This window comes from Sandaracinobacter sp. (genome assembly GCF_041909755.1).
In the GTDB taxonomy this organism is placed as follows: Bacteria; Pseudomonadota; Alphaproteobacteria; order Sphingomonadales; family Sphingomonadaceae; genus Sandaracinobacteroides.
Window position 1 is genome coordinate 1 of the sequence record NZ_JAYRCW010000082.1, and the last position, 11573, is coordinate 11573.

The window sequence follows — 11573 nt, forward strand, 5'->3', positions numbered from 1 at the left end:
GCCCGGAAAGACATACCCCGCGCCCGGCCGCCATTCCATTCCGATGTCGGGGTAGGTGCACACATCCTCGTCGGGCCGGTCGGTGCCGACGGCCAGGAAGGTTGCCGGCTTGTCGGTTCGGTTCACCAGGTGGTGACCGTTGGCGTTGCCGGCCGGAAAGACGGCCATGTCGCCTGTCGTCATCGGCGTTTCGACACCTTCTTCCACCAGCATCAGTTCGCCCGACAGCATCACCACCAGTTCGTCCTCATGGCTGTGCCAGTGGCGCTGGCTCGACCAGCCGCCGGGTTCCACGGTGACGCGCCAGGCCCCGAAGCCGGCGAGGCCGCCGGAGCGGGCCACCTCCGTCCCCGCCCGGCGGCCGGCGATCGGCAGGTCGTGCGGCGGCGGGTAGCTGGATTCGGTGCGCACGGGCAGCGCCGGAATGTCGATCTTGGGCATGGCGCCATGCTGCCCGCTTGCCCCGCCGCCATCAAGCTGCCAGCAGGGCGGCATGGATCCGATCGCGCTGGCCCAGGCCCTTGTCCGCTGCCCGTCCGTCACGCCTGCGGATGCGGGGGCGATCGGCGTGCTGGCTTCGGCGCTCGAGTCGCTGGGCTTTGCCTGCCATCGCCTCCGCTTCGGGGAGGCGCCGGACGGCCCGGTTGAAAATCTGTTCGCCACCATCGGCAGCGGCGGCCCGCATTTCGCCTTTGCCGGCCACACCGATGTCGTGCCGGAAGGCGCGGGCTGGTCCGTCGATCCCTATGCGGGCGAGATCCAGAACGGCCTGCTCGTCGGGCGCGGCGCCGCCGACATGAAGGGGGCGCTGGCCGCCATGGTCTCGGCGGCGGCGGCCCATGTGCGCCGCGGCGCGCCGGGCACCCTCAGCTTCCTCATCACCGGAGACGAGGAGGGCCCCGCCACCCACGGAACCGATGAACTGCTGCGCTGGATGGAGGAAAACGGCCACCGCCCGCACGCCTGCCTCGTGGGAGAGCCGACTTCCGCGCAGAAACTGGGCGACATGATGAAGATCGGCCGGCGCGGCAGCCTGAACGCCTGGATCACCGTGAACGGCGCGCAGGGCCATGTCGCCTACCCCGACAGGGCCGACAACCCGATCCGCCGCCTCATCCCCATTCTGGCGGCGCTTCAGGCGCGCCACCTCGATTCCGGCACGGACTGGTTCACCCCGTCCAACCTCGAAATCACCGACATGGAAGTGGGCAACCCGGCCACCAACGTGATCCCCGCCCAGGCAAAGGCCCGGCTGAACATCCGCTTCAACGACAGCCACCGGGGCGAAGACCTCGCCGCCTGGATCCGCGAGACGGTCGCCGCGCACGCCCCGTCGGCCGATGTCGTCATCCGCATCTCGGGCGAAGCCTTCCTCACCGAACCCGGTCCGCTGTCCACCCTGGTGTCGAAGGCCGTCGAGGCAGAGACGGGCCGCACGCCCGATCTCAGCACCACCGGCGGCACCTCCGACGCGCGCTTCATCCGCCGTCTGTGCCCCGTGGTCGAATTCGGCCTGCCCGGCCAGTCCATGCACAAGGTGGACGAGCTTGCTGCCGTCGCCGACATCGAGGCCCTCGCCCGCATCTATGACCGCATTCTGGAAGCCGCCTTCGCCTGACAAGTCGCCGCAGGGGCGATAAGTTGCGAATGACTATCATTGACGGGCGCGCCGCAACCCACTAGCGCCGCCCCTCATGGCGCAGGCCGTTTCCCAGCCCCATCCGCATCTGTCCGCGCGCACGCTGCGGGCATGGATGGCCGTGCACAAATGGACCGGCCTCGTCTCCACCCTGTTCCTGCTGATGCTGTGCCTGACGGGCCTGCCGCTCATCTTCCACGACGAGATCGAGGCGCTGTCGGGCGAACTGACCGAGGCGGCCATTCCCGGCCCCGCCTCCGCCCGCGAAGGCCTGCCGCTGGACGGCATCGTCCGGCAGGCGGTGGCGCTGAACGGCGGCGGCGTGCCGCTGTTCATCGGCTTCAGCCAGGAAAGCCCGCTGATCACCGTCACCGTCGGCCCCGCGCCCGATGCACCGGCCGGGGCGATGCGCCTTTATTCCTTCAACCGGCAGACGGGCGCGGATCTGGGCGAAGTGGTCGAGGAAGGGGTGATGCATGTCCTCCTCCAGCTTCATGTCGACATGTTCCTGGGGCCGTGGGGCATGTACTTCCTCGGCCTGATGGGCCTCGCCTTCGCGGCCGCCATCGTCTCGGGCGTGGTTCTCTACCTGCCCTTCATGCGCCACCTCGCCTTCGGCACGCTGCGCCTTGAAGCCAGCCCCCGCGTGCGCTGGCTGGACTGGCACAATCTGGCCGGCATCGTCACGCTGGGCTGGGCGCTGGTGGTGGGGCTGACGGGCGTGATCAACGCCTTCGGCGATCCGCTGACGGATCACTGGCGCGAAGGCGAGCTGGCCCGCATGGTGGCGGCCCGCGCAGGCGACCCCCCGCTCGATCCCGCCCGCTACGGCTCGATCGACGCCGCGATGGCCGCCGCGCAGGCGGCCGCCCCCGGCCTGTCGCCGCAGTTCATCGCATTTCCCGGCGGCGCGTGGAGCAGCCCCCGCCACCACGCCATCTTCTTCCAGGGCGGCACCCCGCTCACCAGCCATATCCTGACGCCCGCGCTGGTGGATGCCGAAACCGGCGAACTGACGGACATGCGGCGGATGCCCGCTCTCAACCAGGCGCTGATGCTGTCGAAGCCGCTCCACTTCGGGGACTATGGCGGGATTGGCCTCAAGATCCTGTGGGCGCTGCTCGACATCGCCACCATCTGGGTGCTGGCGTCCGGGCTGGTGCTGTGGTGGCAGCGCCGCAACCGGCTGGGCTTCGCCGCCCAGGGGGCGCCGGCATGAGCCGCCTGCCCGCGCAGCCCACCCGCGCCATCCTCGGCTGGCCGCTCGCGCTCGCGTTGCTGTCCGTCGCCGGGCTGATCGTCGGGCTCACCGGCGACGGCGTCCGCAATTTCGCCGCCTGCCTTCTGGCCGGCCTTCCCCTTGCCGTTCTCGTCCGCTCCTGGCTCCGGGCGAAACGGGCCTCTGCCCCCAATCCAGGTGGAACCCCCAGATCATGACCATGTCCCGGCTCCTCGCCGCAACCGCCCTCATGGCCGTCGCCGCCCCCGCCCTCGCGCAGGCAGACGACATCATCGTCACCGCCCAGCGCCGAAACGCCACCGAAGTGACGTCCGGGGGCGATCTCGGCGCCCTCGGCCGCATGGCGGACGCGCCCTTCTCCGTCCGCTCCTACAACGAGGCGCTGATCCTGAACCAGCAGCCGCAGACGATCGGGCAGGTGCTGGAAAATGATCCCACGGTCCGCACCAGCTATGGCTTCGGCAACGCGGCCGAACAGTACGTGATCCGCGGCTTCCAGCTCTATGGCGATGATGTCCGCCTGAACGGCCTGTTCGGCATCACCCCGCGCCAGCTGGTCGCGCCCGAGCTGTTCGAAAGCGTGCAGGTGCTGAACGGCGCATCGGCCTTCCTGTTCGGTGCGGCGCCCGGCGGCTCCGGCATCGGCGGCGGCGTGAACCTGCAGCTGAAGCGCGCAGGCGCCGATCCGCTCACCCGCGCCACTCTCGGCTACACGTCCGGCAGCCATTTCGGCGGCAGCTTCGATGTCTCGCGCCGGTTCGGCGGCAACGATGCCTTCGGTGTGCGCGTGAACGGCGCGTTCCGCAGCGGCGATGTCTCCGTCGACGGAGAGTTCCGCCGCTCCGCCGTACTGGGCGGCGCGCTGGACTGGCAGGGCGAATCCACCCGCCTGTCACTCGATCTCGGCTACCAGAAGGTCGAGGTGCGCGGGCTGCGCCACAAGGCGACCATCGGCACCACGGCCATCCCGGCCCCGCCGGCCGCCAGCGCCAACTTCGCCCAACCCTGGACCTACACCGACCTGCGCGATGTGTTCGGCATCCTGCGGCTGGAGCAGGACCTGGCCGACAACGCCCTCTTCTACCTCACGGCGGGCGCGCGCGACGGTTCGGAAGACGGCATCTACGGCGGCCTCACCGTGCTGGACGCCACCACCGGCGACGCGAACGGCAACGCGCTCTATGTCCCCCGCACAGACAATAACGAGGCGCTGGAAGCGGGCCTTCGCGTCAATCTGAAGGGCGCCGTCAGCCACCGCTTCAACATCGGCGTCTCGGCCGCCTGGCAGGTGAACCGGAACGCCTTCGATTTCCTCTATGGCCCCGGCTTCGCGGGCTTCCCCACCAACCTCTACGACGCGCCGGAGGTGGAAATCCCCAGCTCCAGCTTCGTCGGCGGCGATCTCGACAACCCCTTCCCGATCAGCCGCACCCGCGTCACCAGCGTGTTCGCCTCCGATACGGTCGGCCTCTGGGAAGACCGCCTGCTGCTGACGGGCGGCCTGCGCCTGCAATCCATGCGGATCAGGGCCTATAATTATTACAACGGCGGCCAGCTCGACACCACCTACGAGGCCGACGCCGTGACGCCGGCCGTGGGCGTCACCCTGAAGCCGGTGGAGGGCGTCTCGCTCTACGCCAACTGGATCGAGGGGCTGCAGCAGGGGCCGACCGCGCCGCTCGATCCCAACCTCACCAACCCCGGCCAGGTGTTCGGCCCGGTCCGCTCCACCCAGTATGAGGTGGGCGGCAAGGTCGCGCTGGGTGGGGTGGACGCGGGCCTCGCGCTGTTCCAGATCAGCCTGCCGACAGCCTATGCGGTTCCGGCAGACGCCGCGAACCCGTCCGGCCCGCTCACCTTCGGCCTGAACGGCCAGCAGCGCAATCGCGGCTTCGAACTGACGCTGGCGGCGGAACCCACCCAGGGCCTGCGCCTGATCGGCGGCCTTGCCCATGTGGACGCCGTGCTGCGGCGCACCGCGAACGGGCTGTACGACGGCAACCGCGCCGTCGGCGTGCCGAAGTGGACGGCCAATGCAAACGCCGAATGGGATCTGCCCTTCGCCGCGGGCCTCACGCTGACAGGCCGCCTCGTCTATACCGGCAGCCAGCAGGTGAACGCCGCGAACACGCTGGAAATCGGGGACTGGGCGCGGGTCGATCTGGGCGCGCGCTATGTGCTGGCCGCGGCCGGCAAGCCCGTCACCCTGCGCCTGACGGTCGATAATGTCGCCAACGCCCGCTACTGGGCCTCGGCCTTCGATGTCTTCTCCGCCGCCCTGCTGCAGGGAACCCCGCGCACGGTGAAGGCGTCCGCTTCCATCGACTTCTGATAGCAGGCGCATTGCACAGGTCTCCTCGCCGGCGGCCCGCCCTAGAAGGGGGCGGACGACCAGCGAGGAGACCAGCCAGATGACCTATCCGCTTCCCAACGCCAGCACCGATCTCACCGGGCAGGTCGCGCTTGTCACCGGCGCGTCCTCCGGCCTTGGCTGGCGCTTCGCGAAGGTGCTGGCCGCGGCCGGCGCAAAGGTGGCGATCGCCGCCCGGCGGACAGACCGGCTGGAGGCGCTCGCAGCCGAAATCCGCGCGGCGGGCGGCACCGCCCACCCGATCCAGCTCGACGTGACAGACGCAGACCAGCTCGTCGCCGCCGTCGAGCAGGCCGAACAGGCGCTCGGCCTCGTCACCATCCTCGTCAACAATGCCGGCATCCCGGATGCCCAGCGCGCGCACCGGATGTCGCTGGAACTGATCGACCGCGTGCTGGACATCAATGTCCGCGCGCCCTTCATCCTGTCGTGCGAAGTCGCGCGCCGCCTGCTGGCCGCGAAGCAGCCCGGCCGCATCATCAACATCGCCTCCATCGCGGGCTTCGTCTATGCGGGCAACGGCGCCGCGCTCTATTCCGTCTCCAAGGCGGCGGTGGCGCGCATGGCAGAGGCACTGGCGATGGAATGGGCCTCGGCCGGGATCAACGTCAACGCCATCGCGCCGGGCGCCTTCGAATCCGAAATGATGGACGGCATGCTGGGCCGCATGGGCGACATCGCCCAGCGCTTCCCGCGCAAGCGCATCGCGAACCCCGCGCAGATGGATTCAACCCTGCTGTTCCTCGCCTCCCCGGCGAGCGAGGCCGTGACGGGCACCGTCATCAAGATCGACGACGGGCAAGGCCCGCGCTGATCAAACGACCGCCGCCGCGGTATTTTCAAACGGCCGCCGCCGCGGACTTCTCAAACGGCCGCCGCCGCGGCAGGCGCCTGTCGATACTGCGCGGCGTCCGTGGTGAATTCGGCATGGCCCAGATCGGCCAGCCGGATGCGGATCGTGCGGATCATCCGCCGGTCCGCCACCGTGCGCAGGCCCGGCAGCTTCAGCGCCAGGTCATAGCCGATCATCCGCCCCAGGATCAGGCCGGTCACCACCAGCGCCCGCGCCCGGTCCGTGGCCGTCAGCGGAACGCCCACCTCCGCCGCCTTCTCCACATTGCCGTCATAGAAATTCTTCACGAAATAGACCTTGGAGAAGCTCTGCTCATAGCGCTCCTTCACCCGGTTCCAGGGCTTCGTGTCCGGCTCCAGCCAGGCCGCCATCGTCGCGCGCAGCAGCGCGCCGCAGGTGGCGTCATCGAACCCGTCGCGCAGGGTGCCCAGCCGCGCCATCCACGCATCCACGATGCCCTGCGGCGTGTCGGCCAGCAGATCCTCCGGCAGCCCCAGCAGGAAGCAGCGATAGCGGCTCAGTTCGATCTGCGCCCGCTCGTCGGCGGTGAAATCGGTGCGGCCCAGTTTCAGCAGCTTGGCGGAAATCAGATAGTCGCCGATCAGCCCAGCAGGCATCTGATCCACCTGCGGGATGGGGATGCCATAGGTCGCCTGGTCCCAGCGCCCGCGTGACAGCACGTTGAAGCGCACCATCGAGTGCATCAACCGCACCATCGCGGCCGCCTTGAAGCCCGGCCCATGCCGCTCCATCGCGCCGGGCAGCACCGATGTCGCGAAGAAGGTGGCGGTTTCCTTCACCCGCCGCGCCGCCGTCTTGTGCGACAGCGTGCCCGTCAGCGCCATGGGCAGGGCGGCATATTTGTTCATGAAGGTGGCGATGAACGCCCCGCGCACGGCATAGGGCGCCAGATGCGCCGTGGCGTTGCGCTGCAGGGCTGCGCCGCGCTCCACCTTCGCCATGTCCACCCAGGCGGGCGTCGCCTCCATCGCGCGGATCAGCGCCACCAGCTCCGGCGGGGCGCCCTCCACCTTGTCCACGCCCCGGTCGCAGGCCTCCACCAGCATGTCCACAAGCCGCCGGAAGCCGAAGGCCGGCATCAGCGCGGCATAGGCGTCGGCCAGCGTGTCGCCCAGCATGGTATAGGCTTCCAGCCGGGCGATCAGCTCGGTGTCGGCGAACAGGCGGCTTCGGTCCGCCGGGGGCAGCCGCTTCAGCACGCTGTTCTCGCCGCCCGCGTCCGCGAACCGCTCCGCCCTCAGGCCAAAGTCGATCCCGCCATACATGGCCGGCACCAGCTGCTTCTGCCGTTCCACCCGTGCCCGAACCTCGGCGACCGTCTGCACCATCCCGCACCTCCCGACGGGGCATACGCCCCGGTTTCAGGCAAGCCTATCGGATGATAGCAACCGGTGCAATCGCCCGGTTCAGGCCGCCATCGCGGCCTTCGCGTCGGCCAGGATCGAATCGCTGATCTTCTCCGCCACCATGATCGTCGGCGCATTGGTGTTGCCGCTCACCAGCCGGGGCATCACGCTGGCGTCCACCACGCGCAGGCCGGCCACCCCGTGGACGCGCCCGTCCGGATCCACCACCGCGCCCGGGTCGGATGCCTGGCCCATCCGGCATGTCCCCACCGGGTGATAGATGGTGGAACCATTCTCCTTCGCATAGGCCAGCCAGTCGGCGTCGCTCATCGGCCCCGCCTCCGGCAGGGAGCGGCCCACCACCCAGGGCTTCAGCGCCGCCTGCCCCGCCAGCACGTCGGCGAACTTCAGCCCCTCGGTGATCGTCGTCTGGTCGATCGGGTCCGACAGATAGTTGGGCCGGATCACCGGCGGCGCGAACGGATCGGCGGAGCGCACATGGATGGTGCCCCGGCTCTCCGGCCGCAGCTGGCAGGGCGCGATCGTCAGGCCGGGCTGCTTCTCCAGCTCCCACTTCTGCTCCTCGATCTGCTTCTTCGTGTCGGCGGTCGCGGGCAGGATATGATATTGCACGTCCGGCCCCGAAAGGCCGGGGCGCGTCCGGTAATAGGCCTGGATGTGCGCGGCCGACAGCGTCAGCAGGCCCTTGCGCGTGGCGGCATATTTCGCCGCCTCCACCATCAGCCGCCAGCCCCGGCTCAGCTCGTTCACCGAAACCGTGCCGTCCTTCAGCCGGTACTGCACGCCAACCACATAATGGTCCTGGCAGTTGGTCCCCACGCCGGGCAGCGCATGGCGCACCTCGATCCCGGCGGCCTTCAGCACGGCGGGGTCACCGATGCCGTTCACTTCCAGGATCTGCGGGGAGTTCACCGCCCCGCCGCTCAGGATCACCTCGCGCGTGGCGTGCACCGAAACCATCCGCCCGTCCTGCCGATAGGTCACGCCCACGGCGCGCGCGCCCTCGAACAGGATGGCGGCCATGTGCGCATCGGTTTCCACCCGCAGGTTCGGCCGTGTCATGGCAGGCTTCAGATAGGCCTGCGCGGCAGACCAGCGGCGGCCGTTCTTCACCGTCAGCTGGAAATAGCTGATGCCGTCCTGCTGCTCGCCGTTGCAGTCGTCGTTGAAGGGCAGGCCCGCCTGCACCCCCGCCTCGATCACCGCGTCGGAAACCGGATGGTGCGTCGTCGCATCGCTCACGTTCAGCGGCCCATCGGCCCCGTGCAGCTCGTCGTGCAGCCGCTCATTGCCTTCCGCGCGCCGGAAATAGGGCAGCACATCGGCCGAGCCCCAGCCCCGCGCCCCCAGCTGCGCCCAGCCGTCGTAATCGGCCATCTGCCCCCGCACATAGAGAAGACCGTTGATCGACGACGAGCCGCCCAGCACCTTGCCGCGCGGCCAGACATGCTTGCGCCCGTTCGAGCCGGGGTCCTCCTCCGTCTCGTACAGCCAGTTGACCGACGGGTCCTTCAGCGTCTGCGCATAGCCGACGGGCACATGGATCCAGGGGTTCCAGTCCTTCGGCCCGGCCTCCAGCACCAGCACCTTGTGCCGCCCGTCGGCCGACAGCCGGTTGGCCAGCACGCAGCCGGCCGAACCCGCGCCCACCACGATATAGTCGAACTCCAGCATGCGCCTCTCCTCCGCCCGCCACTGTGGCGGCAGATGCGCCTGCTTCAAAGCTGTCCCTTCAATGGGGCGGAAACTGGGTCTAAGGCAGGTTCCATGCCGACTCGCGCAGACATCACCCCCGTCCCCCTCTCGCTCGTCGAGACGGATCTCGCCCAGGCCGCCGACCGCTTCGGAGACAGCTTCCGCCGCACCGGCTTCGCCGTGGTGGAAGGCCATGGCATCCCTCAGCACATGATCGAGGGCGCGTGGGACGCCGCCCGGCGCTTCTTCGCCCTGCCCGACGAGGTGAAGCGCCGCTATCACCTGCCCGGCGGCGCGGGCCAGCGCGGCTATACCCCGTTCGGCGTGGAAACGGCGAAGGGCGCGAAACTGTCGGACCTGAAGGAGTTCTGGCACGTCGGGCGCGACCTGCCCGCCGGCCACCGCTTCGCGGACATCATGGCCCCCAACATCTGGCCCGATGCGGAACTTCCCGAATTCCGCCCGGCCTTCCAGGCCCTGTTCGGCGCGCTGCAGGCCACCGGCCTGCGCGTGCTGCAGGCGATCGCCGTCCACCTGGGCCAGCCGAAGGACTTCTTCGAAAGCCCCGTCGAGGACGGCAATTCCATCCGGCGCCTGCTGCACTATCCGCCCGTCGCGGCCGTTGCGGATGCCGTGCGCGCCGGCGCGCACGAGGACATCAACGTCATCACCCTGCTGCTCGGCGCAGAGGAAGCCGGGCTCCAGCTGCTGTCGCGCCAGGGCGAATGGCTGGAGGTACCCGCCCCCGAAGGCAGCCTCGTCATCAACGTGGGCGACATGCTTCAACGGCAGACGGGCGGGCAGCTGCCCTCCACCACCCACCGCGTGGTGAACCCCCCGGCAGACCGGCGGCACCTGTCGCGCTATTCCATGCCCTTCTTCCTCCACTACCGGCCGGACTGGCTGATCACCCCCTTCGTCGAACAGGCGGCGATGCCCCCCATCACCGCGCACGACTTCCTCCTGCAACGATTGGCAGAGATAAAGCTCGCATGACAAAGCTGATCCTGATCGCGGCGGCGCTCGCCTCCGCGCCGCTCGCCGCGCAACCCATCGTCACCACCGCCTCGCAGGAGCCGAGCTGGAAGAAGGCCGAAGCGGAAATCGCCGCCCGCCGGTCCATCCCCGGCGCCACGGCGCGGGCGAAGAATGTGATCATCTTCATCGGAGACGGCATGGGCGTCTCCACCATCGCCGCGGGCCGGATCTATGAAGCGCAGAAGCGGGCGAAGGCCGCCGGCGGCAGCTACCCCGGCTTCGAGGGCGGCGAGGAAAACCTCCTCAGCTTCGAAAAGCTGCCCAACCGCGCGCTGGTCAAGACCTACAACACCGACGCCCAGGTGCCCGACAGCGCCGGAACCGCCGCCGCGATCACCACCGGCACCAAAACCCGGATCGGCGTGCTGGGCATCCTGCCGGGGCAGGGGCCGCAAACCTGCAAGACGCCAGAGCTGTTCCCCCGGACGCTGGGCGAGATCGCCAATGCGCGCGGGCTGGGCCTTGGCATCGTCACCACCACGCGCATCACCCACGCCACCCCGGCCGCCATGTACGCGCACGAACCCTCGCGCGACTGGGAAGCGACGGATCGCAACTATTCCGCCGAGGAGCGCAAGTCCGGCTGCCCCGACATCGCCACCCAGCTGGTGCAGTTCCGGGGCGGGGCAGACGTGGTGCTGGGCGGCGGGCTCGCCCGTTTCCGCCCCACCACGGCGGGCGGCAGCCGCGATGACGGCCGCGACCTGATCGCGGAATGGCAAAAGGCCTGGCCGACCGGGCAGTTCGTCGACTCCGCCGCGCCCTTCCGCGCGCTGGACGCAAGCGCGCCCGGCAAGGTGTTCGGCCTGTTCAACGCAGACCATCTGGATTTCAACGCAGACGCCGATCGCGCGAAGGAACCTTCACTCGCCGAACTGGCGACCTTCGCGGTCCGCAAGCTCGAAGCCGGCTCAAAGCGGTCGGGCAAGGGCTATGTGCTGATGGTGGAAGGCGGCCGCATCGATCATGGCCACCACATCACCAACGCCTATCGCGCGCTGGACGAAACCGCCGAATTCTCCGCCGCCATCGAACAGGTGCTGAAAACCGTCGACCTCAAGGACACGCTCGTCCTCGTCACCGCCGATCACAGCCATGTCTTCACCATGACCGGCTACCCCCCGCGCGGAAACCCGATCCTGGGCTTCAGCCGCCCGATCGAGGGCGGCGAAGGCAGTTCGGCGACCGATGCGAACGGCAATGTCGTCGACCAGCTCGGCCGCCCGATGACGACGCTGGGCTACATGAACGGCCCGCTGGAGGTGCGGTCCGGCGGCAAGACGCTCAATTCCCAGCGAGCGCCGACCGACCCCAATTTCCTTCAGCCCAAGGCCTTCCTGCTGGGCTCC

10 protein-coding genes are annotated in these 11573 nt (G+C 69.2%); 7 read left to right on the forward strand and 3 right to left on the reverse strand.

Annotated features, from left to right (window positions below):
• The coding region (locus ACE3O8_RS10695) for a cupin domain-containing protein (RefSeq protein ID WP_374389565.1) at positions 1-441 on the reverse strand (441 nt) is incomplete at its 3' end.
• A 52-nt stretch (positions 442-493) separates the two neighbouring features.
• On the opposite strand from ACE3O8_RS10695, the gene dapE reads away from it, so the two are divergent.
• The 5 genes from dapE (at position 494) to ACE3O8_RS10720 (ending at position 6064) form a co-directional block, all read left to right on the forward strand.
• Positions 494-1618, forward strand: coding sequence for a succinyl-diaminopimelate desuccinylase (dapE, locus tag ACE3O8_RS10700; RefSeq protein WP_374389567.1), 1125 nt, complete (start codon positions 494-496; stop codon positions 1616-1618).
• Positions 1619-1694: 76 nt separating this feature from the next.
• Positions 1695-2858: a PepSY-associated TM helix domain-containing protein gene (locus ACE3O8_RS10705; protein ID WP_374389572.1), complete on the forward strand. Its 1164-nt coding sequence runs from the start codon at positions 1695-1697 to the stop codon at positions 2856-2858.
• Positions 2855-3076 (forward strand): hypothetical protein, encoded by a 222-nt coding sequence (locus ACE3O8_RS10710; protein WP_374389574.1) that lies wholly within the window; start codon positions 2855-2857, stop codon positions 3074-3076. Before ACE3O8_RS10705 ends, ACE3O8_RS10710 begins: the two co-directional genes overlap by 4 nt.
• The gene (locus tag ACE3O8_RS10715; protein WP_374389576.1) at positions 3073-5211 is read left to right on the forward strand and encodes a TonB-dependent receptor; all 2139 of its coding nucleotides are present in this window, start codon (positions 3073-3075) and stop codon (positions 5209-5211) included. Before ACE3O8_RS10710 ends, ACE3O8_RS10715 begins: the two co-directional genes overlap by 4 nt.
• A 79-nt stretch (positions 5212-5290) precedes the next feature.
• On the forward strand, positions 5291-6064 hold the full coding sequence (locus tag ACE3O8_RS10720; RefSeq protein ID WP_374389578.1) for an SDR family NAD(P)-dependent oxidoreductase: 774 nt from the start codon (positions 5291-5293) through the stop codon (positions 6062-6064).
• Between the two features lie 50 nt (positions 6065-6114).
• Here ACE3O8_RS10720 and ACE3O8_RS10725 read toward each other — a convergent pair whose 3' ends face one another.
• Together ACE3O8_RS10725 and ACE3O8_RS10730 are read right to left on the reverse strand one after the other, a co-directional pair.
• On the reverse strand, positions 6115-7452 hold the full coding sequence (locus tag ACE3O8_RS10725; protein WP_374389580.1) for an oxygenase MpaB family protein: 1338 nt from the start codon (positions 7450-7452) through the stop codon (positions 6115-6117).
• Between the two features lie 78 nt (positions 7453-7530).
• On the reverse strand, positions 7531-9165 hold the full coding sequence (locus tag ACE3O8_RS10730; protein ID WP_374389582.1) for a GMC family oxidoreductase: 1635 nt from the start codon (positions 9163-9165) through the stop codon (positions 7531-7533).
• A 93-nt stretch (positions 9166-9258) separates the two neighbouring features.
• Here ACE3O8_RS10730 and ACE3O8_RS10735 point away from each other — a divergent pair, with 93 nt between their 5' ends.
• Together ACE3O8_RS10735 and ACE3O8_RS10740 are read left to right on the forward strand one after the other, a co-directional pair.
• Positions 9259-10182, forward strand: coding sequence for an isopenicillin N synthase family dioxygenase (locus ACE3O8_RS10735; RefSeq protein ID WP_374389584.1), 924 nt, complete (start codon positions 9259-9261; stop codon positions 10180-10182).
• The coding region (locus ACE3O8_RS10740; RefSeq protein WP_374389586.1) for an alkaline phosphatase at positions 10179-11573 on the forward strand (1395 nt) is incomplete at its 3' end. The genes ACE3O8_RS10735 and ACE3O8_RS10740, both read left to right, overlap by 4 nt.